Below are 24190 nucleotides of genomic sequence, written 5' to 3'. Positions count from 1 at the left end.
TTCCTTCCTTTTTCTATTTGATTTCTTCTGTATAGTCTAGTGCGATCCAGCCCCTACCCGACTTCAACAAGCCCCAAGTATAGCCATCTGCTTCTTCTACCTGCATGATGGTAAAAGTCCCAAGAGGACAAAAACCTTGGTCAGGATAAGCCAGACCTGGACCTGTTCGGATGTAGAGATCATCATCTACCACACGCACTAGATACTCTCCATTCCCATCTCGAGGCTGTTCCTCTTTTGAGACTTGGAAACTATCGCCAGCATGAATCTCAGCCGCCATCTGGATGAGTCGATTGAGATCAATCCCCCCAGGGCAATCTGTAGCTGTAAATTCCTGGTGAGGATGGATGGTCTCACGATTGATTGGCAAATTATAACGATCACAAATATCTGCAATCAAACGTGCTGAGTTCCAGTAGGTTTCCTCTGCAATAGTCCAGTCAGGTTCCCCACGGTTATTTAAGTGTTCAATACCAATCGAACGCTGATTGACTTCATAGTTGCCAGCATGATAGGCAACGCTCTCTTCACCAACACACCCCCATATCTTATCAGGAGTCACCTGATAGTGAGCAGATGTGCCATGACCTGTAGAGACATACCAAGTACTTCTAGCCCCCTCATCACTCAGCCCACCATTATGGTGGATGACAATAGTATCAATATCAAGGCGATTTTGATCGCTATTCATGATTTCCTCATCCACATCTGTGATAAGTCCTGAAAACAAATCGCCATTCACTCTTTTTGTCGCAAACATTCTTCTCTCCTAGTCATTTTCTACCTTATCTTCTACCTGAGGATAAAGAGTCGTTCCCCAAATAGAAATCGTCCGCTTATGCACTAGTGGCAAATCGGTTTTTTCATAAACCGTACGCCACCATTCCCAGGCAAGCCCAGTACACTCTCTAATTTTGACAGAGAGATTGCGAACATTCCCTTTCAAAGGAATACTAGTGGTAAAATGAGCCGTCAAATCCTGCCCATTTCTGTACCAAGCCTTAGGAGTCAAAACTTCTTTACCTTGATAATCATAGGATAATTCATCCCAAGTAATATAATATTGGGCAACATAGGCACCACTATGATCCAAGAGTAAATCTCCGTTTCTGTAAGCTGTCACCTTAGTCTCAACATAGTCTGTACTGTTTTGAAAGGTCGCAACTACATTGTCCCGTAAAAATGAAGTTGTATAGGAAATCGGTAACCCTGGATGATCTACTGTAAAGCGACTGCCTTCTTGAATCAAGTCCTCTACCATATCCACCTTGCCTGTTACAACTCGGGCACCCGAACTCGGGTCGCCCCCTAAAATAACTGCCTTCACTTCTGTATTGTCCAAAATCTGCTTCCACTCTGTCTGAGGAGCTACCTTGACTCCTTTTATCAAAGCTTCAAAAGCAGCCTCTACTTCATCACTCTTACTCGTGGTTTCCAACTTGAGATAGACCTGGCGCCCATAAGCAACACTCGAAATATAGACCAAAGGACGCTCTGCAGAAATTCCTCTCTGCCTCAAATCCTCTACCGTTACAGTATCTTGAAACACATCTCCTGGATTTTTAACAGCATCTACGCTGACTGTATAATAAATCTGCTTAAAATTAACAATCTGAATCTGCTTTTCGCCCGAATGGACAGAGTTAAAATCAATATCAAGAGAATTCCCTGTCTTTTCAAAGTCAGAACCAAACTTGACCTTGAGTTGTTCCATGCTGTGAGCCGTGATTTTTTCATACTGCATTCTAGCTGGGACATTATTGACCTGACCATAATCTTGATGCCACTTGGCCAACAAATCATTTACCGCTCCGCGAACACTTGAATTGCTGGGATCTTCTACTTGGAGAAAGCTATCACTACTTGCCAAACCAGGCAAATCAATACTATAAGTCATCGGAGCACGATCGACCGCAAGAAGAGTGGGATTATTCTCTAACAAGGTCTCATCCACTACGAGAAGTGCTCCAGGATAGAGGCGACTATCGTTGGTAGCTGTTACAGAAATATCACTTGTGTTTGTCGACAGGCTCCGCTTCTTTCTTTCGATAACAACAAACTCATCGGGCAGCTGATTCCCCTCTTTGATGAAACGATTTTCAATACTCTCTCCCTGATGGGTCAAGAGTTTCTTTTTATCGTAATCCATAGCTAGTATAAAGTCGTTTACTGCTTTATTTGTCATCTTCTACCTCCTAATAAGTTCCTGGATTGAGTTGCATAAACTCAGACTTGTTCAATGAAATCAGCCGTGGTTGGACTAAGTGATCCAAAACTTCCTCGTATAATTCTTCTGAGACATTGCGTCGCCGTCTGGCTAGATAAGAAGTCGGAATGACCGTATTATCTAACATAAATACCTTATCTAAGTCAATCAAGGTTGGTCTTGTAAAAGGATTACGAGCTAGATCCGGCTCTTCTATCATAAAGTTCTTGACCAAACGTCTGGTCAAGAGGGCTGGTTTGAAGGTCTGATTTTTAACTAACTCTTTGTTTTTAGTCATACTGTTGTCAATACAAATATACATATGATTCTTCACAGCCAAATCGCTACTAATAGTCGGAAAAGGCAAATAAAGAGCCACAACATCTCCTCTCTTAATCAAGCAAGAGTACCCCCTTTTCTCCTAATGTAACATAGACAGGATTGACCAAGTCTTCTGATTGACTCAGTGCTTCCAAAGTTTGAGTTTGGCGCCCTGTCAATTTAGTAGCATCTTGTCTCTTCAATACAAAATGCTTGTCGCCAATTACCTTGACACTATAATCCTTCTCCAAAGCTGACTGGTAAATCCACATCAGATCTTGTCTGTCCTGAGAACTCAAGAGAGAAGGATGTTCAAGTCTCCCTACAGCCTGATAAAAATCAAAAACAGGAGCTAACTCTTGCCAATCTGACTGGCTAGTTGTCAAGGCTAGAAAAAGGGCTTTACGAGCTGATACTTCTTGATTAGCCTTGAGAGTCCCTTTTCCCTCCAAGTTTTTTAGAAAGTGGGAAACTCCAGAAAGCAAATCTTTCTCTAACTGCGAGAAATAAAAACCTTGCCTTCCCAGACATAAGTCTCTCAAGTCGCTTTCTCTAGCAAATAAGAGTTCAAACATTTGATAGTAAAAGAAAAATATCTGGCACTGAGTCGCGCTCATCTTTTCCTTATCGGCTTCTTTTTTTAACCAGAGCAAGGGCAATAGGTAGCTGGATTGGTACATTTCCTCCACCTCCTACTCTTTTTTCTCTGGAGCATCTGCACTAGCTGCCACTTCTTTTGACTGGATACTTTCCCACTGGTTGATTTCCTCTGAGATAAGACCTTCGCATGTCTTGACAAATAGAGCAAAAGCCTTGGTTTTTCCTGCATATTTCTCCGTTTGGCATTGATAGAGGAATTTTTCTCTCTCCAGGAGTTGCGCAGTCTTTTGGTAAGAAATCCAGTGTTCCTTGGCATTATACAAATTGAGAATCCCCTCACACAGTAAACCGAGACTGGATAAGGCAACCGAAATCAAACGGTAGCGATCACCTGGCATAGGAATAGCACAAAAGACAGCTATGAGGAAACCTGCCACGATTTCTGTTATTTTTAATACCTTATAGCGTCTACGATGTTGAACGCTTTTCTTTAAAAAATGAGCTATCTGTACATCCAATCGATCTGTCAGATACATTTCTTCTGGCGTCATGTTCGTAACCCCTTTTATCTATTCATTCTATTCAAAAAACTAGGATAACTGTCTAGTAGGTTTAGCAAATATTAATAATGTTGTCATGTTATTTTGGAAAGGAAGTCTCATGTTTATATCTAGTGGCAAAATATCGCTTCTCCTACTAGCAAAATTCACCTGATTTAATCATTATATCATAATCGGGACAAAAAAACTTACTTACTTACTTACTTACTTACTTACTTACTTACTTACTTACTTACTTACTTACTTACTCATGGTAGCTGATTTTATCAATGATGGCAAGCTCTGTATCTTAAAATGTCAGAATTATTAATTTTTTATTACATGCTTGTTTTTGCCATCATGAGAAGGGAGCGTTTGATTTTTTATAGCATAATAAAGTAGTAACTGAATAAAATTAGTTGAGAAATTCAAACTAATTTTTAACAATATTTTAGAAAACAAGGTCTACTATTCTAGCTTCAGTTTGCTGTATCATTCTTATTATGATTCTATCTCTGTTAAATCAAAGTTAAAATCTCCTATTTAGGTAGAGGAAGCTATCCTCTATCGGACAAAATCCATCATCTCCTCCAAGAACTGAAGACCAGCACTGAAAATCCAGAACAAGTCCAAAAACTCAAGGAAGCCTATGATAAATTCAACGAAGCATTGGGGCAATCAGAAAATGGGCTTGTCAATCAGGAGGTCTTTAATGCTGCACTTGAGGAGTATAAAAAGACAACCCAATTAAAGAATGGTGTGGAAAAAGGTAGCAGCGATAGTCCTAAATCTAGGAAAGCGAGATCTGCTGATAATTCCTTGAAAATATGATTCGGTAAGGGTACAACTAGTGTTCCACAATATAGTGAAGAAACTCTACGAACGCTAAGTACAGGTGAAGCCTATGGAAATAACCTCCGAGTAACCGTCAAATCTTTCAGTGGTAAGACCGTTAGGAGTATTACAGTTAATGGTCTGGAAGGCACAGGACTATCACAGACAGGATTAACTCTTACAAACGGATTGGGATATGTAGATTTGCGAGGAAGGATGCCTGCTGATAAACATGGTTACACCAGAGTAACGGTTGTTGCGACAGATTCTTCAGGAAATACAAATCAGACTACACTAACTATTGCTAGACCTTTACCTGATGCGAGGATTACGACAACTAATAAGGAGTTAGAAGGTAAAGCCGAGACTCAGCCGATAATTTCGGGAACTATTGGTGTAAGAGCGGAACCTGGTAACACACCAGATGGCGCTGAGTTGATGGCTTATTTAGTACGTGGTGGTTCAACTAATCCTTATAGCTATAACAATGAGGCTCAGGGCTACCATACTATAGCAAAGACACGTGTCACTGTTTCTGGAACTTTTAATTTTGTTCCACCTGAATACCGAGATCCAAAACTTGGAGAAGGAGATGTCAGAGTAGTGGTTGCCTACGTGAGGAAAGGAACAGATGAAACATTCAGTGAAGGAATGAAGTCTGGATTCTCGACAAATAGCGTTAGAGCTACAGCACCAATCGATAGAGAGGGGGCTAAGAGCGAACTACAGACAAAAGCTAACGAGAAGAAGGCTACGATTAATGGTATCCAACATCTTACGAAAGAGGAGAATGCTGTAAAAGCAGCCATAGAGTCCAAAGAATACGATGCAACACCTCAAATTGACCAAGCCAAGTCCAAAATAGTGTTGATACTGCCAAGAATAGCGAGATTACCGAGATTAATTGTTTAAAAGATGGTCAAGTGGGACGCGAGTTATCTAAGACAACAAATGAATGAGCTAGAAGCTAGACAAAACTCAATTTTATACTCATTTATAGTAAATCGTAACTTCCCAATAACGAAGTATATTGAAAAATCTCCAGACTAGAGAACTCACTGATGGTTCCTAATCTGGAGATTTTTTATTTGCGCTTTTCTTGTATAATAGATTGACATAGGATACGAACACATTAATTTGACTTCCCCAATTGATTCGCCTAATTCCTATTTCATTTTGATGTAACTATTTTTATCGAGATTATAGCTCACATACAAAATCTTTAATTTTCGTTTTTAAGAATTTCTTCTAATTTATGATAGTCTTGGACACTATCGATCTCATAGATGCTATTGCCTTCTAATTCTTCAACATAGACATCTAGCTCTTTGATATTATCCTTAACCATATTGTCCCAATAGAGATCGACAAATTCACCACTTGCATAGGCCTTGTCGATAAAGCTAACAATCTTTTCTGCTGTTGGAGCATCCCAGAAGGATACACCACTAAGGATGCGACCTGCCTTGCTATCAACAATAATGTCTTGAACCTTGTAGTCATCTCCATAGACCAAGAACCATTCGTTGGTACAATCTTCACGATAAACACTAAAATAAGTCGAACGAGTCAAATCATTGCGGAACATATTTTTAAAGAGATAGTTATCGGCATCAATAACATAGCTGTTGGCCAATTCTTCTTTTACAAGATAGAGAGAGTAAAAGTTATTGTAGTCAGCGTATTTATCATTGAAAACGAGACGAACACCGTATTTCTCTTTCAAGTAATCGAATTGTTCTTTAAGATAACCAACGATGATGATGATGTCATGGATCCCTTTTTCTTTTAGAAACTCAATTTGGTATTCAATCAAGGGTTTTTGATTAACCTGAACCAAGGCTTTAGGGGTATTTTCAGTCATAGGACGCAAGCGAGTTCCCAATCCCGCTGCTAAGATAATGGCTTTCACACGAATCTCCTTTATTCTTTAATAATAATATAAACTCCAGCAATGACGACAAGTGACGTAATAATTGTCAGCATATCTAGCGGTGCACCCAAAAAAACAACTGCAAACAAGACCGTCCAAACTACATAGCTCACATTCAAGCCTGTAGCCTTGGCTGGTTGCAAGCGATTGATAGCGATATAATAAGCCAAGTAGGAAATCATATCAAAGGCTGCAAAGACAATCATGAGACCTAGCAATTGTCCATTGGCCACTGCAGTAAATGACTGATGAGAGAAGAGCACAATCACAAGATAGGACAAGAATGAAGTCACTTGACGGATTAAGAGGGCTTCGATTTCACTCAATTCACTTTCCATGGCAAAAGAGCTAAGAACACTCTCACTTCCCCATGCAATGGCACAAACCAAAGCACAAAGAATCCCAATGTAGAAGGAATTGACCTGTTCAACCTTATAGGTCTGAGCAATAATCCCTGCAATAATCAAGACAATCCCAAACACAGTATTTTTCGAAATCTTGTGCTTTAAAAAGAAGAAAGCCAATAAAACTGAAATCGCGGGGTAAATAGCCGATACAGATGAAGCTAAAGAACTTCCGATATACTTAACCGCATAAAGATTGGCCTGCATACCGATAGGACCTGCTAGCAAGGCTCCGATGATAACACTGACATTGCGAATATTTAAGAAAATTGAGAGACGAACTTTTCCTTCTTTTACCAAGAGAAAAGCTAGTAAGATAAAGATACTCAAGAAATCGTGAGCAGCGGCCACCACAAAGGGCGACAAATCTGTAAAAATCGAAAAGATATAAGCACTAATCGTTAGACCTAACCCCCAGAAAATACCTGAGAGTAGACCAAAAGAAACTCCATTTTTATTTTTCATCTGAACCTCCATAATAAGCTAGACCTTTAACAGCTCTTTGGTAACGACTCACACCATAGTCACCAAAATCTGCACCTTGCTCTTCTTTGTAGACTGTCCATAGACTCCAAATAGCATCTTGTAAAATTTTATAAATGGCAATCTTTTCACGAGAGACAGGTGTTTGCTCACTCTCATAGTGAGATAAGAAGGTTTCTTCCTCTTGACGAGTGAATTCAGACTCTAAAAAGAGGGCAGCCAAATCCCACATTGGATCGTTCATTGATGAATATTCCCAGTCAATCAGATAAAGTCGTCCTTGAGGTGATTCGATAAAGTTTTCAGGGACCAAATCGATATGACAAGATTTTCTGTCAACACCTAAGTCAGCCAGTCTTTTCTCTAAGGAGAAGACTTCTTCTCTAACTGCTTCATAGTTGGCATAAGGGATTTTTTCCTCAATCAAAGATTCGTATTTTTTAATTTCTTCAAAAGGAGCAAATTCTCCCCTTAATTCCTTACCAGAAGCATGAATAGTTTGTAATATTGGAGCAATTTTATCAAATTTGGTCTTGATTGACCTTGAATCAAGCGTAATCGCAGATTCGATATACTCATTTACTTTGATACCAGCTTCAATATCAAAAAGATAATTTTTTACATCTAAGTCTAAATCCTTTAATAGTTCAAGATTATACTTCTCATCTTGTCGATTGATAAGCTTTTCTGTCCCTTTACCAAAGAACTTAACAATGTATTGCTTATTTGTTGTTTTGACCAAATAATTTTGATTGGTCATTCCCCCCAGTTGTTCAACACTGAGGACTTCCTCTTCTTGACTAAGTAAGGAAGAAATTTTTTCTTTAATGATTTTCTCCACAATTAACCTCCAGCACTTATACTTCCCACTTAAACACGGTTTTAAAGGCTGTGTTTAAATCGGTCGCAAAGACACGGTGAATATCTTTAATTTCTCTTACAGGTTCTTCTAGATAAAGGATATTTTTAAGACGATTGGCAAATTTCTTGACTTCCATCATTTGGATGGCATTTTCAAAATCGATGCGACCAGAACGAGAGGAACCAACCAAGAGCAAGCCTTTTTCTAAGGCATCGCGTGTATTGAGATTGACTTTATACTCGCTAACGCCCATCATGAGAATCGTTCCCTGAGGACGAATGTAGCGAATCAGGTCATTTATAGCCGGTCCAGTACCATCACCACCACAACACTCAAAAGCATGGTCAAAGGCCAAATCTTCAGGAATATTATCCGTAATATAGCATTCTTTGGCAAATGAGAAAAGTTCCAACTTTTCCCAATGACGACCAATAACCACAATCTCTGCTTCTGGCAAAGTATAATTTATAATATTAGCAACTACAAAAGCTAAACTTCCATCTCCGATAACGGCGATTCGGTCCCGCTTGCTATGAGCAAGGGTCAATAGACGATTCATAGCGTGCATGCCGACACTGACAAACTCTGTAATGGCTGCAACCGTGTCTTCAATAGCATCATAAGCCACCACGCGGTCTTTAGGGAGAGAAACAAACTCTCTCATAAAGCCATCAAATCCACTAGACAAGAAATGAGTCCCTGTCATGTAGTTCTCATAGAATTCTTCATTGCTCTGCATAGGAGGATGATTGGGAATCATAACAACTTTTTGCCCAACCTCATAGGTTCCTGTCGGATCAGAAATAACGATTCCACATGACTCATGAATCATTGCCATTGGAAGCTTTTTATTCAAAATCTTGGGATCACGTTTTCCCTGGTAGTAACGCTGATCCGCATGACAGACCGCCATGTAGTTGGGACGGATAAGGATATGATTCTCTTGGTCAATAGCCTCTTCCTGGTATTTGACATTGATAAACTTAGGCTTAGTCAGTTGATAAATTTGATTAATCATTTTACTAGTCTTTCTCAATCATACTTTTTGCAATCTTCAAATCTGTTACGGTTGTAATCTTCAGATTCGAGTATTCACCCTTGGCCAAGGCCACATCTTTTCCTTTGATCACAAAGATTTTACATGCATCTGTCAAGATTTCCTTCTCATCATCAGAAAGAGATCCATAAAGGTCCATGAAGTCCTTGCAACGGAATGTTTGGGGTGTTTGTCCTTGATAAAGGTGAGCACGATTTGGAATATCTGTAATGAATTGACCATTGGTACTTTCAACGATAGTATCAACCGCTTCTACCACTGTGTCCACTGCGTCATGATTTTGGGCAAGTTTAATATTGTCTTGAATCATGCGAAGTGTAATAAATGGACGAACAGAATCGTGGGTAACAACGATATCCTCTGGAGTAAGCGGACGATAAGCATCGATAGCTTCAATGATTTTCTCAATACTTGTATTGCGGTCAGCACCACCCTTTGTAATGATGATACGATCCTTATGAAGAGGAAGATATTTATCTACAAGATCTTCTGCATGAGAAACCCAGTCTCCATGAACACCAACTACAATTTTTTCAATACTTGGTTCCAATACAAATTTTTCAATTGTATGAATCAAAATAGGTCGATCACCTAGTTCTAAAAATTGTTTTGGCAAGTTACTGATTCCCATGCGTGTGCCAGTTCCACCAGCAAGAATTCCTGCATAAATCATCTATTTTCTCCTTTGTCTTACTAAAAAAACTTATTCTCTCTATTATACCACAATCTAGTCCTATCATAAAAGAAATACTAGACCTCCCGTTCTAGAATAGGAGGATTATGCAGTTCCATTATTCAAAGAAACTAGTCCATTTCTAGCAATGACTAGGAATTCTGTAGTCATTACCAATAAATGGCTGTGAAATTTTAGAGTTCTCCAGAATAATATAATTTCCTTAAAAAAATCTTAAAATTAAGATTTGAAACTTCAAAGTAATTGCTTGACTTATACTCAATGAAAATCAAAAAGCAAACTAGGAAGCTAGCCGTAAGCTGTACTTGAGTACGGTAAGGCGACGCTGACGTGGTTTGAATTTGATTTTCGAAGAGTATTACTGCCCTTCATTTCTTATTAGCTGACTTTATGATATAATGAAAAACGAGGTAAATTGAATGAAAAGTATAAAATTAAATGCTCTATCCTACATGGGAATTCGTGTCTTAAATATTATTTTTCCCATCTTAACTGGAACCTACGTCGCGCGTGTCTTGGACCGAACTGACTATGGTTACTTCAACTCAGTCGACACAATTTTGTCATTTTTCTTACCCTTTGCAACTTATGGAGTCTATAACTACGGTTTACGGGCCATCAGTAATGTCAAGGATAACAAAAAAGATCTGAATAGAACCTTCTCTAGTCTTTTTTATTTGTGCATAGCTTGTACAATTTTGACCACTGCTGTCTATATCCTAGCTTATCCTCTCTTCTTTACTGATAATCCAATTATCAAAAAAGTCTACCTTGTTATGGGGATTCAACTCATTGCTCAGATTTTTTCAATTGAATGGGTCAATGAAGCTCTGGAAAATTACAGTTTTCTCTTTTACAAAACTGCCTTCATCCGTATCCTGATGCTGGTCTCTATTTTCTTATTTGTTAAAAATGAACACGATATTGTTGTCTATACACTTGTAATGAGTTTATCGACACTAATTAACTATCTGATTAGTTATTTTTGGATTAAAAGAGACATTAAGCTTGTTAAGATTCACCTAAGTGATTTTAAACCGCTCTTTCTCCCTTTAACAGCCATGTTGGTCTTTGCAAATGCCAATATGCTCTTCACATTTTTGGATCGTCTCTTCCTCGTTAAAACAGGGATTGATGTTAACGTTAGTTACTACACCATAGCTCAGCGAATTGTGACCGTTATAGCTGGGGTTGTAACAGGAGCTATCGGAGTGAGTGTGCCTCGTCTCAGTTACTATCTAGGAAAAGGCGATAAAGAAGCCTATGTTTCCCTGGTTAATAGAGGTAGTCGAATCTTTAACTTCTTTATCATTCCACTAAGTTTTGGGCTCATGGTTTTAGGACCAAATGCCATCCTACTTTACGGTAGTGAAAAATATATCGGAGGCGGTATCTTAACCTCTCTCTTCGCTTTTCGTACGATTATCCTGGCCTTAGATACCATTCTTGGTTCCCAAATTCTCTTTACAAATGGCTATGAAAAACGTATCACAGTATACACAGTCTTTGCTGGGCTACTCAATTTGGGCTTGAATAGTCTCCTCTTTTTCAACAATATCGTGGCTCCTGAATACTACTTACTGACAACTATGCTATCAGAGGCCTCTCTGCTTGTCTTCTATATCATTTTCATCCATAGAAAACAGCTCATTCACTTAGGACATATCTTTAGCTATACTGTTCGATACTCTCTCTTTTCACTTTCCTTTGTAGCAATTTATTTCCTGATTAATTTCGTGTATCCTGTGGATATGGTCATTAATTTACCATTTTTGATGAATACTGGTTTGATTGTCTTGCTATCAGCCATCTCTTATATTGGTCTACTTGTCTTCACCAAAGATAGCATTTTCTATGAATTTTTAAACCATGTCCTAACCTTAAAAAATAAATTCAAAAGATCATAGGAGTATAGAATGAAACAACTAACCATTGAAGATGCCAAACAAATTGAATTAGAAATTTTGGATTATATTGATACTCTTTGTAAAAAGCACAATATCAACTATATTATTAACTACGGAACTCTGATTGGGGCAGTTCGACATAAGGGCTTTATCCCTTGGGACGACGATATTGATCTGTCCATGCCTCGAGAAGACTACCAACGATTTATTACCATTTTTCAAAAGGAAAAAAGCAAGTATAAGCTCCTATCCTTAGAAACTGATAAGAACTACTTTAATAACTTTATCAAAATAACCGACAGTACGACTAAAATTATTGATACTCGAAATACGAAAACCTATGAGTCTGGTGTCTTTATCGATATTTTCCCTATGGATCGCTTTGATGATCCTAAGGTCATTGATACTTGTTATAAACTGGAAAGCTTCAAACTTCTGTCTTTCAGTAAACACAAAAATATTGTCTATAAGGATAGCCTCTTAAAAGATTGGATACGAACAGCCTTCTGGTTACTCCTTAGACCGGTTTCTCCTCGTTATTTCGCACATAAAATCGAGAAAGAAATTCAAAAATATAGTCGTGATAATGGGCAGTATATGGCCTTTATCCCTTCTAAATTTAAGGAAAAAGAAGTATTCCCAAGTGGTACCTTCGATAAAACAATCGATCTCCCCTTTGAGAATTTAAATCTTCCTGCACCTGAAAAATTTGATACTATTTTGACACAATTTTATGGAGATTATATGACCCTACCACCAGAAGAAAAACGCTTCTACAGTCATGAATTTCACGCTTACAAATTGGAGGATTAGGATGCAGTATTTAGAAAAAAAAGAAATTAAAGAAATTCAACTAGCCCTGCTAGACTATATTGATGAGACTTGTAAGAAACATGATATTCCTTATTTTCTCAGTTATGGAACCATGCTTGGAGCCATCCGCCACAAAGGTATGATTCCTTGGGATGATGATATTGATATTTCCCTTTATCGTGAGGATTATGAGCGTTTACTGAAGATTATTGAAGAAGAAAATCACCCTCGCTACAAGGTTCTTTCCTACGATACATCTTCTTGGTACTTCCATAATTTCGCATCGATTTTGGACACTTCTACTGTTATCGAAGACCATGTTAAGTACAAGCGTCATGACACCAGTCTCTTCATCGACGTCTTCCCAATTGATCGATTTACAGACTTGAGCATTGTCGACAAGAGCTATAAGTATGTGGCCCTTCGTCAACTAGCTTATATCAAAAAATCACGCGCAGTTCACGGTGACAGCAAAATAAAAGATTTTCTAAGATTATGTAGCTGGTACGCCCTCCGGGTGGTCAATCCCCGTTACTTTTACAAGAAAATTGATCAGCTAGTCAAAAATGCTGCAACCAACACTCCTCAATATGAAGGAGGAGTTGGGATCGGTAAGGAAGGAATGAAAGAAATCTTCCCAGTTGATACCTTTAAAGAACTGATTTTGACTGAGTTTGAAGGTCGTATGTTGCCTGTGCCAAAAAAATATGACCAATTTTTAAGCCAGATGTATGGGGATTATATGACACCACCATCAAAAGAAATGCAAGAGTGGTATAGTCACAGTATTAAAGCCTATCGTAAAAGCTGATTAAGGGCAATTATACAAAGTATTGAGTGAGACTTGGAAAAAACTCAATTGCAGGAAAAAATGAAGTAAGTCCCCCCACAACAAAACGCATAATATCAAGGATTTCTACACCTGATATTATGCGTTTTCCTTATCTTCTTAAAGACCTTTTGTCCAACTTATTTTCCTATTTATACTCTTCGAAAATCTCTTCAAACCGTGTCAATGTCGCCTTGCCGTATGTATGTTACTGACTTCGTCAGTTCTATCTGCAACCTCAAAGCAGTGCTTTGAGCAACCTGCGGCTAGTTTGCTCTTTGATTTTCATTGGGTATTAAATTGCTTCTGTGACAAAACTACGGCTTTCCAATACTTTGAGCATGGCATTAGCTGTATCTAGGGCTGTGAAGAGGGGCACTCCGTGTTCAATGGCTGAACGACGGATTTGCTCACCATCTTCGTCAGCAGTTCGTTTGGTTCCAACTGTATTAATGATAGCTTGGATTCTTCCTTTACGAACAAAGCTTGGAATATCCTTATCGTCATCACCAATCTTACCAACAGGTTGGGATTGCAATCCATGACTGGCAAAGAAGGCTGCTGTCCCTTCTGTCGCAAGGATTCCATAGCCAATATTTTGGAAACGACGAGCCAAGTCCAAGGCTTCTTCTTTGGCATCATCAGCGATGGTAAATACAACGTTACCAAAAGTTGGCAAGTGTAAGTAAGAAGCTTCAAAAGCCTTATAGAGAGCTTTTTCTAAAGTCGTATCAGAACCCATAACTTCCCCTGTTGACTTCATTTCAGGACCAAGTAAGCTGTCTACCTTAGCTAGTTTGGTAAAGGAGAAGACAGGTGCCTTGATATGAACGCGGGTACTTTCAGGGTAAAGTCCATCTTGGTAGCCAAGTTCTTCAAGTTTTTGACCAAGAATGAGCTTGGTTGCTACTTGAGCCATAGGGATATTGGTTACCTTAGAAAGGAGTGGCACCGTACGGCTAGCACGTGGATTGACCTCAATAACGTAGACTTTTTCATCCTTGATAACAAACTGGATGTTCATCATTCCAAGACAGTTAAGGCCGATTGCTAGGCGTTTTGTGTAGTCTGCAATAGTTTCCTGAACCTTTTGCGACAAGGTTTGAGGTGGGTAAACGGCCATTGAGTCACCTGAGTGGACACCAGCACGTTCGATATGTTCCATGATCCCAGGAATGAGGACATTTTCTCCATCTGAAATAGCATCAACTTCACACTCTTGCCCAACGATGTAAGAGTCGACAAGAACTGGGTGATCTGGACTAGCCTTAACCGCTGTACGCATGTAAGAACGAAGGTCTTCCTCATTTTCTACGATTTCCATAGCACGTCCACCTAAGACATAAGATGGGCGAACGAGAACTGGGAAGCCAATCTTACGAGCTGCAAGCACTGCTTCTTCTTCATTGGTAGCCGTTTGTCCTGGTGGCTGTGGAATATCCAAGTCTTTGAGAGCTTGCTCGAAGAGGTCACGGTCTTCGGCGCGGTCTAGATCAGCAACCTGTGTCCCAAGGATGGTCACACCTGCTTTTGCCAATGGCTCCGCAAGGTTGATGGCTGTTTGACCACCGAACTGAACGATAACCCCTTTTGGTTGTTCCAAGTCAATAACATTCATGACATCTTCAAATGTCAATGGCTCAAAGTAAAGCTTGTCTGATACAGAGAAGTCTGTAGAGACAGTCTCTGGGTTTGAGTTCATGATGATAGCTTCATAGCCAGCAGCCTGGATAGCCTTAACCGAGTGAACAGTTGCGTAGTCAAACTCAACCCCTTGCCCGATACGGATTGGACCAGAACCTAGGACAAGTACAGATTCTTTATCAGACTTGATAGACTCGTTTTCCCAACCATAGGTTGAATAGAAGTATGGTGTTTCAGAGTCAAATTCTGCCGCACAAGTATCTACCATCTTATAAACTGGAACAATCTTGTTTTCCAAGCGAAGTTGACGAACTTGGTCTGCAGTCGTTTCCCAAAGTTCCGCAATCTTACGGTCTGAGAAGCCATTAAGTTTAGCTGTTTTCAAGACTTCTAGATCTTGTGGATGGGCACCCAACTCCTGTTCAATTTCAAAGATATGCAAGAGTTTATCCAGATAAAAAATATCGATTTTTGTAAGCTCTGCAATTTCTTCTGGTGTGTAGCCACGACGAATGGCTTCTGATACGTAGAAGAGACGGTCATCCTGGGCTTTGACTACTTTTTCAATCAAGGCATCATCAGAAACTGCTGCAAGTTCAGGCATTTCATTGTGGTGCACACCAATTTCAAGGGAACGACAAGCTTTAAGAAGAGATTCCTCAATGTTACGACCGATCGCCATGACTTCTCCAGTCGCCTTCATCTGAGTACCCAGACGACGTTCACCCTTTTCAAACTTGTCAAATGGGAAACGTGGAATCTTGGCAACGACGTAGTCAAGAGCTGGCTCAAACATGGCGTAGGTTGAACCTGTGACTGGGTTGATAACCTCATCCAAGGTCAAACCAACGGCAATTTTGGCAGCTAATTTAGCAATTGGGTAACCTGTCGCCTTAGATGCAAGGGCTGAAGAACGCGATACACGAGGGTTTACTTCGATAACATAATACTTAAAGCTATGTGGATCAAGGGCCAGCTGAACATTACATCCACCTTCAATTTTGAGGGCACGAATGATGCTCAAGCTAGCATCACGGAGCATTTGGTTTTCATAGTCTGACATGGTTTGCGCCGGAGCAAATACAATAGAATCTCCTGTGTGAATCCCAACCGGGTCAAAGTTTTCCATGTTACAAACAACTAAGGCATTGTCAGCTGAGTCACGCATGACTTCGTATTCGATTTCCTTGAAACCTGCGATTGAACGCTCAATCAAACATTGGGTAACAGGTGACAATTTCAAACCATTTTCAGCAATTTCACGCAATTCTTCCTCGTTGGCACACATACCACCACCAGTACCACCAAGGGTAAAGGCTGGACGAACGATAACTGGGTAGCCAATTGTTGCTGCAAAGGCAACTGCTTCTTCTACTGTGTTAACAATTTCAGATTCTGGAATTGGTTGGTTGAGCTCTTCCATCAATTGTTTAAAGAGGTCACGGTCCTCCGCTTGGTCAATGGCAGATAATTTAGTTCCCAGAAGCTCAACACCAAGTTCATCTAGGATACCATTTTTAGACAATTCCATGGCCATGTTGAGACCTGTCTGACCACCGAGTGTTGGTAGCAAGGCATCTGGACGCTCCTTACGAAGAATACGTGTCACAAACTCAAGTGTAATCGGTTCGATATAGACCTTGTCCGCAATCTCCTTGTCCGTCATGATGGTTGCAGGGTTTGAGTTAACCAAGACAACCTCATAACCCTCCTCTTTCAAAGACAAGCAAGCCTGGGTCCCAGCGTAGTCAAACTCAGCAGCCTGACCAATAATAATCGGACCAGAACCAATCACCATAATTTTTTGAATATCAGTACGTTTAGGCATAGTTTATGATACAAAGCCCGTAAAGAACATAGTGAAAATAGGAAACTCGGTGCAGACGTCTTTAGCGTCAAGACGATGTTTATCTTTTTCACACAGTTCTTAGGGCGTGTTCACTTCCGCGAACAATGTATCTTCTCCTTTCTATTTGGCAACTCTCAGGTTGACATTAAATAAATTCTCCGACGAGCTTTTACTCGTTCTTAGTTTGCTTGTTTAAAAGCTTCCATCATCTCGATAAACTCGTCAAATAGGTAGCTTGCGTCGTGTGGACCAGGGGCTGCATCTGGATGATATTGAACAGAGAAAGCAGGTTGGTATCTGTGACGCACACCTTCAACTGACTTGTCATTGATTTCTTCGTGGGTAATGATCAAGTGCTCTGGCAAATCCTCACGGCTAACTGCATAACCATGGTTCTGGCTAGTAAAGTCTACTCGTCCTGTAGCAATCTCTCGTACCGCGTGGTTAAATCCACGGTGACCAAACTTCATCTTGTAGGTCTTAGCCCCGTTTGCCATGGCAAAGAGTTGGTGCCCCATACAGATACCGAAGATTGGAATTTTTCCTTGAACACCGCGAATCATATCCAATGCCTGTGGAGCGTCTTCTGGGTTACCCGGACCGTTTGACAACATAACTCCGTCAGGATTGAGATGGAGAATTTCTTCCGCCGTTGTTGAATAAGGAACAACCGTCACGTTACAATTACGCTTAGAAAGTTCACGTAGAATTGAGTGCTTGAGACCAAAGTCCACTAGCACCACGCTCAAACCTACTCCTGGAGCTGGATAAGAGGTTTTAGTAGAAACCTGTTTGATATTGTCTGTTGGCAGGACTGTTGCTTGGAGCTGGTCCGTCACATGATCCATACTATCTCCAACATGAGTCAAGGTTGCACGCATCGTACCATGCTTACGGATAATCTTAGTGAGGGCACGCGTATCAATCCCTGAAATACCAGGAATTTTCTTGGCTTTCAAAAATTCATCCAAGGTCATTTGGTTGCGCCAGTTGCTTGCTCTACGTGCTTCTTCGAAAACAACAACTCCCTTACAAGTTGGAATAATGGATTCATAATCATCACGGTTAATTCCATAATTTCCTACCAAAGGATAGGTAAAGGTCAAGATTTGTCCATTATAAGACTGGTCTGTAATGGATTCTTGGTAGCCGGTCATGCCTGTATTAAAGACGATTTCGCCTGTTACATCAATATCTGCTCCGAAGGCCTTGCCTTCAAAAACTGTGCCATCTTCTAATACTAGAAGTCTTTTTGTCATATTCTCACCTCTCGTGGACGCTCACTGGCGTCTTTTAACGTCTTGTGTTTTAGTTGGCGTTTCTACTCGCCAGTACGGATTCTAAGATTGCCATTCGAACAAAGACACCATTGGTCATTTGTTGGACAATCCGTGATTTTGGTGCTTCAACCAAATGGTCTGCAATTTCTACATCACGGTTGACTGGAGCTGGGTGCATGAGGATTGCTGTTTCTTTCAAACGATCGTAACGTTCTTGAGTCAAGCCATGTTGGGTATGGTAGTCTTCTTTTGAAAAGACAGCTCCACTATCATGACGTTCATGTTGCACACGAAGAAACATCATGACATCCACCTGATCAATGATTTCATCAATGGTTACAAACTGTCCATAGTCTGCAAACTCTTGACTTCTCCATTCCTCAGGTCCAGCGAAAAAGAGTTCAGCTCCCAAGCGTTTCAAAATCTGCATATTAGATTTGGCAACGCGCGAGTGGTCCAAGTCACCTGCAATCGCAACCTTGAGACCCTCAAAGTGACTAAATTCCTCATAAATAGTCATCAAATCAAGCAAGCTCTGGCTAGGGTGTTGGCCCGAACCATCTCCACCATTGATGATGGAAGTCGTAATCGTAGGACTAGCAATCAACTCTCTGTAGTAGTCAACCTCTGGGTGGCGAATCACACAGACATCCACTCCTAAAGCAGACAAAGTCAAAATGGTATCATAAAGTGTCTCACCCTTATTAACCGAACTAGTCTTCACATCAAAGTCAAGTCGTTCCAGCCCCAGTTTAATCTCTGCCACTTCAAAGGACTTATGCGTCCGTGTAGAATCCTCAAAGAAAAGATTGGAAACAATCGGATGGTCTTCATAAGGAAGCTGGGCTCCATTTTTAAACTCAATTCCTCGCTTGATCAATTTCATCACTTGATCGACAGTGAGGTCTTCCATGGACACCACATGGTTCAATGCTTGTTGATTTTCTGACATGGCTACTCCTTTAGCTTTCTAAGCTTCTTCAGTAATCAGAACTCTGTCTTGGCCATCAAGTTCTGCCATCTCTACGATGATTTCTTCAGAACGACTAGTTGGGATATTTTTTCCAACGTAATCTGGACGGATTGGCAATTCTCTATGTCCACGATCGACTAGAACTGCTAAACTCACGCGCGCAGGACGACCATGACCTACAATATTATCAATAGCAGCGCGGATGGTACGGCCTGTATAAAGCACATCATCCACCAAGATAACTTCACGGTCTGTCACATCTACAGAAACCAAAGAAGTATCTTCTCCACTTTTAACATCATCACGGAAAGGTTTAGTATCTAATTCCACAACAGGAACTGAAAGATTTTCTAGCTGCTCCAAACGTTCTTGGATTCGGTAGGCGATAAAGACACCGCGAGTTTTAATACCAGCCAAGACGATTTTATTCAAATCTTTGTTGCGTTCGATAATCTCATAAGTAATACGCGTAATCGCTCGTTTGACGGTCAATTCGTCTACAACTTCTTTTGTCTTCATGACAAACCTCCAAAAAGAAAAGTCTCCTTAAACAAGGAGACTTGAAATGTATAGCTAAGTAAGCCCTACTACAAACAGTATAGACTTCACCCTTCTACTTTATCACGCTCCTTGCCTGCCTCACGGGACAGGTTTAAAGGAATATTTAATTATCAATTACTATAGCACAAAGCGAGCCTAAAATCAAGCAAAAACTTTTGAAACCCCATCTTATAAATTGCTAAAATCATATAACTGTGGGTACTGGTCACACTCTGGATTTTTAGGATGGCAAATGGCTCTTCCAAAATAAATCATGGCCTGATGAGCTGCTAACCACTGCTCAGGCGGCAAGATATCCATGACCCGCTTTTCCACCTCAAGTGGTGTCGCTGATTTTTTGACGATATCGTGGTGTTTGCAAATACGCTCTACATGAGTATCCACTGCAAAAGCTGGAATCCCAAATCCTACACTCATAACAACATTGGCTGTCTTGCGACCAACACCTGCCAAACTCTCTAATTCCTCACGTGTTTGAGGAACTTGGCCATAAAAATCGTCTAGTAACTGTTGGGCACATTTTTTAAGGAATTTAGCCTTATTCCGATACAGTCCCAGGCGAGAAATATGTGAAGCAATCTCACCCTCTGTCGCCACAGACATGGCTTGTGGCGTTGGAAAGGCAGCAAAGAGACCTGGTGTGGCCTTATTTACCGCTGCATCTGTTGTCTGAGCTGACAACATGACCGCAACTAGTAGTTCAAAATGATTGGTAAAATCAAGACTGGGCTTGGCATCTGGAAAAAGAGCAATAATTTCTTCTAGCACCTTTCGTGCGCGTTTTTTTGACAAGACCATTATTCGTCTCCATCAAATAGTCCTTGTAAGCCAGCAAAAGGACTGTTTTCTTCTTTCTTAACCGCTTGTTGGGCTTGGTATTCTTCTTCTGTCATGATTTGCCAGTCATTTCCTGACACAAAACCTTGACCAGCTTCTTCTTCAGCCGTCAAGACCTTGATAGGAATGTTTAGTAGGATATTGTCTGACACGCTCTCAGCAAGGTCAAGTTCTCCATTTTCGATAGGCAAGACCAAATCATCGTCTAAAACTTCTTGATCTAGCTGGTTAGTTGCGCCTTCCATGAAAACTTCTGTGACTGGATAAGATTCAGCCAACTCAACTGGCTCCATACTACGACTTGAAGCAAGGACAATGGTATAAGACAACTGATAATCTAAGAAATACATACGGTCTTCATATTGGACTTTCCCAACTGCAAGGATATCTTTTACATCTAAAATTTCTTGATTACGTGCACGTAGGTCAGCAACTAAATCTAACGCTTGTTCAAAATGCAAGCCTTCAGACTGCTTACGAATTTCTTGAATATTTAATTTCATACTTCCTCCATAAAGATTTACTCTCTTGATTATACCATGAAAAGGCTACAAATCAGCACAGCAAACTTTGTAATTAACATTCGAGTTTTTAACATGTTTACTATGTCATTTTTTTAGTTCTATACTATAGGCAAGAATACATCAGAGCAAGGAAGATACTCACATGGAAGACAAAGAACTCATTACTAATGCCTACCACACGGATTTTAGAGCATAGAATTTCCAGTTTTCTGTTGACAAAATTTCCTTAAAGGTATAGTATAAAGATACTAATACTCGGAGGTAAGGGAGACATGAACAACTAAGTCTATCAAATAAAGAACCTTTATTTAGTAGATCTTGTTTTTGTCTCTTTTTGTGTGCTCTTTTATGCTCTTTTTTCTGGCATTTTCATAGAGTTTTTTTGACATAGACTTTGGGCTCTACTAGGTAAAGTAGAGCTTTTTGTTATGCACTATGGACATTCTAGAAAGGGCAATCATATGATAAAAATCAATCACCTGACCATCACACAAAACAAAGATTTACGAGACCTTGTCTCTGATCTAAGCATGACCATCCAGGATGGGGAAAAGGTAGCTATTATTGGAGAGGAAGGAAATGGCAAATCAACCTTACTTAAAACTTTAATGGGGGAAGCTTTGCCTGATTTCACTATCAGGGGAGACATCCAGTCTGACCATCAATCACTAGCCTACATTCCTCAAAAACTCCCCGAGGAGCTGAAAAAGAAAACTCTACACGACTACTTCTTTTTAGATTCTATTGATTTAGACTACAGTATCCTCTATCGTTTGGCTGAGGAATTGCATTTTGATAGCAATCGTTTCGCAAGCGACCAAGAGATTGGCAGTCTATCAGGGGGTGAAGCTTTGAAAATTCAGCTCATCCATGAGTTAGCCAAACCCTTTGAGATTCTATTTTTAGATGAACCTTCAAATGACCTAGACCTTGAGACGGTTGATTGGCTAAAAAGTCAGATTCAAAAGATTCGGCAAACTGCTATTTTCATCTCCCATGATGAGGACTTTCTTTCTGAAACGGCAGACACTATTGTTCACTTGCGACTGGTCAAACACCGTAAAGAAGCAGAAACGTTAGTAGAGCATTTAGACTATGACCGCTATAGTGAGCAGAGAAAGGCTAATTTTGCCAGACAAAGTCAGCAAGCGGCTAACGATCAAAGAACCTACGATAAAACCATGGAAAAACATCGGCGAGTCAAGCAAAATGTAGAAACTGCACTTCGAGCTACCAAAGACAGTACTGCCGGTCGCCTATTGGCTAAAAAGATGAAAAATGTTCTATCTCAAGAAAAACGCTTTGAAAAGCTAGCTCAGTCCATGACCCAAAAACCACTTGAAGAGGAAGAAATCAGACTTTTCTTCTCAGATATACAGCCATTACCGGCTTCTAAAGTCTTAATCCAACTGGAAAAAGAGAATTTGTCCATTGGCGAGCGAATTTTGGTGCAAGAACTACAACTAACTGTCCGTGGGCAAGAAAAAATCGGTATCATCGGGCCAAATGGTATGGGGAAATCAACTCTGTTAGCAAAGTTGCAACAAATGCTAAGTCAAAAAAGAGAGATTTCTCTTGGTTATATGCCACAAGATTACCATAAAAAACTACAATTGGATTTATCCCCTATAGCCTATCTCAGCAAAACTGGTGAAAAAGAGGAACTGCAGAAAATCCAATCTCACTTAGCCAGTCTCAATTTCAGTTATCCAGAAATGCAGCATCAAATTCGCTCCTTATCTGGCGGACAACAGGGAAAACTCCTGCTTTTGGATTTAGTGCTGCGCAAACCAAACTTTCTCCTGCTGGATGAACCTACACGAAACTTTTCTCCAACTTCTCAACCCCAAATCAGAAAACTCTTTGCTACGTATCCAGGCGGTCTCATCACTGTTTCGCATGACCGTCGTTTCTTAAAAGAAGTCTGCTCGATCATCTATCGCATGACAGAACACGGTCTGGAGGTAGTTAATTTAGAAGATGTATAAATTTGCAACATAGCAGATAGGTAGGACAAAAACACAATTTTATGAGAAAAGGAAGTAAATCTTCCCATAATAAAACGCATAATATCAAGTTTTTTGCACACCTGATATTATGCGTTTTTCAGATTTTAAAGGCTTTTTCCCAGCCTTCATTTTACATCTGTTTCAAACGTTCAATCCGTTCTGAGATAGGTGGGTGGGTGTAAAAGAGTTTTTGGAACCCTCCCCCTTTCTTAGGATCATTGATATAAAGTGCACTGCTGGCATCATCGACAGGACGACTCATCGGTTTACTATTATCCAACTTACGTAGAGCATTTATCATCCCTTGAGGATTGCGCGTCAACTCAACACTGGAAGCATCAGCTAGGAATTCCCTCTGACGAGAAATAGCTAGTTGCACCAAGGTTGCAGCGAGAGGTGCCAGCACAATAGCTAGTAGGGAAACCACGAGCATAATGATTTCTAAGCCATTTCCATCTCGGTCATCATCACTTCGTCTGCGACCTGCTCCACCCCACCACATCATACGACCTGCCATACTAGAAAGCATGGTGATAGCACTGGCAAGAGCAACGGCAATAGTCGAAATACGGATATCGTAATTACGAATATGACTGACTTCATGTCCCATAACAGCTTCTAGTTCTTCACGATTCATGATAGCTAGGAGACCTGAAGTCGCAGCAACCGCCGCATTTTGAGGGTTAGAACCTGTCGCAAAGGCATTTAAGGCTGGATCATCAATGATGAAAACACGAGGCATAGGAATCTGAGCCACCATAGCCATATCTTCCACTACATGGTAGAGGTCTGGTGCCGTTTGCTCATCAACCTCACGCGCTCCATTCATGGACATGACAATCTCTGTCGATTGAAAAATCATGGACAAGGCATAGATAAAGCCAATAATCAGTGCCATAACCAAACCACCAAGCCCAGATCGCATAAAGAGGTAACCAACCGCATAGCCAACAAGAGCTAAGAGTAGGAAAAATACCAGCAACAAAATCCAGGTTTTTCGTTTATTGCTTGCAATTTGATCAAACAACATC

22 protein-coding genes are annotated in these 24190 nt (G+C 40.3%); 5 read left to right on the top strand and 17 right to left on the bottom strand.

Annotated elements, in window-relative coordinates; translation table 11 throughout:
- Positions 1-13 precede the first annotated feature (13 nt).
- From AC6I9F_RS04795 to AC6I9F_RS04775, 5 genes are all read right to left on the bottom strand, one after another.
- A complete protein-coding gene (locus AC6I9F_RS04795; protein WP_101514457.1) occupies positions 14-760 on the bottom strand; it encodes a peptidoglycan recognition protein family protein in 747 nt (248 codons plus the stop codon).
- Positions 761-769: 9 nt separating this feature from the next.
- Positions 770-2185, bottom strand: a complete 1416-nt coding sequence (gene ply / locus AC6I9F_RS04790) for a cholesterol-dependent cytolysin pneumolysin (RefSeq protein WP_498023095.1) — start codon at positions 2183-2185, stop codon at positions 770-772.
- 10 nt (positions 2186-2195) lie between these two features.
- Entirely contained in the window at positions 2196-2528 is a 333-nt protein-coding gene (locus AC6I9F_RS04785) for a hypothetical protein (RefSeq protein ID WP_031233610.1), read from the bottom strand.
- A gap of 70 nt (positions 2529-2598) precedes the next feature.
- Positions 2599-3207: a hypothetical protein gene (locus tag AC6I9F_RS04780; RefSeq protein WP_173220132.1), complete on the bottom strand. Its 609-nt coding sequence runs from the start codon at positions 3205-3207 to the stop codon at positions 2599-2601.
- Positions 3208-3219: 12 nt separating this feature from the next.
- A complete protein-coding gene (locus AC6I9F_RS04775) occupies positions 3220-3678 on the bottom strand; it encodes a DUF4231 domain-containing protein (protein ID WP_031222784.1) in 459 nt (152 codons plus the stop codon).
- Positions 3679-4704: 1026 nt separating this feature from the next.
- Between AC6I9F_RS04775 and AC6I9F_RS04770 the strand changes: the two genes are divergently transcribed.
- Positions 4705-5412 (top strand): hypothetical protein, encoded by a 708-nt coding sequence (locus AC6I9F_RS04770; RefSeq protein ID WP_498023093.1) that lies wholly within the window; start codon positions 4705-4707, stop codon positions 5410-5412.
- Between the two features lie 310 nt (positions 5413-5722).
- Here the strand turns inward: AC6I9F_RS04770 and AC6I9F_RS04765 are convergent, their stop codons facing one another.
- From AC6I9F_RS04765 to AC6I9F_RS04745, 5 genes are read right to left on the bottom strand one after another with little or no spacing between them, the layout of a single operon-like run.
- The gene (locus AC6I9F_RS04765) at positions 5723-6412 is read right to left on the bottom strand and encodes a CTP--phosphocholine cytidylyltransferase (RefSeq protein WP_020902399.1); all 690 of its coding nucleotides are present in this window, start codon (positions 6410-6412) and stop codon (positions 5723-5725) included.
- Between the two features lie 11 nt (positions 6413-6423).
- On the bottom strand, positions 6424-7302 hold the full coding sequence (locus tag AC6I9F_RS04760) for a DMT family transporter (RefSeq protein WP_498023091.1): 879 nt from the start codon (positions 7300-7302) through the stop codon (positions 6424-6426).
- The gene (licA, locus tag AC6I9F_RS04755) at positions 7292-8161 is read right to left on the bottom strand and encodes a choline kinase LicA (protein ID WP_498023089.1); all 870 of its coding nucleotides are present in this window, start codon (positions 8159-8161) and stop codon (positions 7292-7294) included. Before licA ends, AC6I9F_RS04760 begins: the two co-directional genes overlap by 11 nt.
- 16 nt (positions 8162-8177) lie before the next feature.
- Positions 8178-9200 (bottom strand): ribitol-5-phosphate dehydrogenase, encoded by a 1023-nt coding sequence (locus tag AC6I9F_RS04750; protein ID WP_164226569.1) that lies wholly within the window; start codon positions 9198-9200, stop codon positions 8178-8180.
- Positions 9201-9204: 4 nt separating this feature from the next.
- A complete protein-coding gene (locus AC6I9F_RS04745) occupies positions 9205-9912 on the bottom strand; it encodes an IspD/TarI family cytidylyltransferase (RefSeq protein ID WP_164226570.1) in 708 nt (235 codons plus the stop codon).
- Between the two features lie 440 nt (positions 9913-10352).
- Between AC6I9F_RS04745 and tacF the strand changes: the two genes are divergently transcribed.
- From tacF to AC6I9F_RS04730, 3 genes are read left to right on the top strand one after another with little or no spacing between them, the layout of a single operon-like run.
- Positions 10353-11840 carry a type IV teichoic acid flippase TacF gene (gene tacF, locus AC6I9F_RS04740; protein ID WP_164226571.1) on the top strand — a complete coding sequence of 496 codons (1488 nt, stop codon included), beginning with the start codon at positions 10353-10355 and terminating at the stop codon, positions 11838-11840.
- Between the two features lie 9 nt (positions 11841-11849).
- Positions 11850-12653 carry a LicD family protein gene (locus AC6I9F_RS04735; RefSeq protein WP_164226572.1) on the top strand — a complete coding sequence of 268 codons (804 nt, stop codon included), beginning with the start codon at positions 11850-11852 and terminating at the stop codon, positions 12651-12653.
- A gap of 1 nt (position 12654) precedes the next feature.
- Complete coding sequence (locus tag AC6I9F_RS04730) at positions 12655-13464, top strand: LicD family protein (RefSeq protein ID WP_164226573.1); 810 nt, start codon at positions 12655-12657, stop codon at positions 13462-13464.
- A 313-nt stretch (positions 13465-13777) separates the two neighbouring features.
- On the opposite strand, the gene carB is transcribed toward AC6I9F_RS04730, so the two are convergent.
- The 6 genes from carB to AC6I9F_RS04700 all read right to left on the bottom strand — a co-directional run bounded on the left by carB (position 13778) and on the right by AC6I9F_RS04700 (position 21129).
- Positions 13778-16954, bottom strand: a complete 3177-nt coding sequence (gene carB, locus AC6I9F_RS04725) for a carbamoyl-phosphate synthase large subunit (protein ID WP_498023084.1) — start codon at positions 16952-16954, stop codon at positions 13778-13780.
- A 200-nt stretch (positions 16955-17154) separates the two neighbouring features.
- On the bottom strand, positions 17155-18234 hold the full coding sequence (locus tag AC6I9F_RS04720) for a carbamoyl phosphate synthase small subunit (protein WP_164226575.1): 1080 nt from the start codon (positions 18232-18234) through the stop codon (positions 17155-17157).
- A gap of 49 nt (positions 18235-18283) precedes the next feature.
- Positions 18284-19207, bottom strand: a complete 924-nt coding sequence (locus tag AC6I9F_RS04715; protein WP_088791029.1) for an aspartate carbamoyltransferase catalytic subunit — start codon at positions 19205-19207, stop codon at positions 18284-18286.
- A gap of 18 nt (positions 19208-19225) precedes the next feature.
- A complete protein-coding gene (pyrR, locus tag AC6I9F_RS04710; protein ID WP_088791028.1) occupies positions 19226-19747 on the bottom strand; it encodes a bifunctional pyr operon transcriptional regulator/uracil phosphoribosyltransferase PyrR in 522 nt (173 codons plus the stop codon).
- Between the two features lie 210 nt (positions 19748-19957).
- Positions 19958-20587: an endonuclease III gene (gene nth, locus AC6I9F_RS04705; RefSeq protein ID WP_088791027.1), complete on the bottom strand. Its 630-nt coding sequence runs from the start codon at positions 20585-20587 to the stop codon at positions 19958-19960.
- Complete coding sequence (locus tag AC6I9F_RS04700; RefSeq protein WP_088791026.1) at positions 20587-21129, bottom strand: YceD family protein; 543 nt, start codon at positions 21127-21129, stop codon at positions 20587-20589. Before AC6I9F_RS04700 ends, nth begins: the two co-directional genes overlap by 1 nt.
- A gap of 449 nt (positions 21130-21578) precedes the next feature.
- On the opposite strand from AC6I9F_RS04700, the gene AC6I9F_RS04695 reads away from it, so the two are divergent.
- A complete protein-coding gene (locus tag AC6I9F_RS04695; RefSeq protein WP_173282677.1) occupies positions 21579-23138 on the top strand; it encodes an ATP-binding cassette domain-containing protein in 1560 nt (519 codons plus the stop codon).
- Positions 23139-23289: 151 nt separating this feature from the next.
- On the opposite strand, the gene htpX is transcribed toward AC6I9F_RS04695, so the two are convergent.
- Positions 23290-24189, bottom strand: a complete 900-nt coding sequence (gene htpX, locus AC6I9F_RS04690) for a zinc metalloprotease HtpX (protein ID WP_498023080.1) — start codon at positions 24187-24189, stop codon at positions 23290-23292.
- Position 24190: the final 1 nt, after the last annotated feature.

It is taken from the genome of Streptococcus nakanonensis (assembly GCF_059738785.1).
This window is presented reverse-complemented; position numbering and strand designations above follow the sequence as displayed.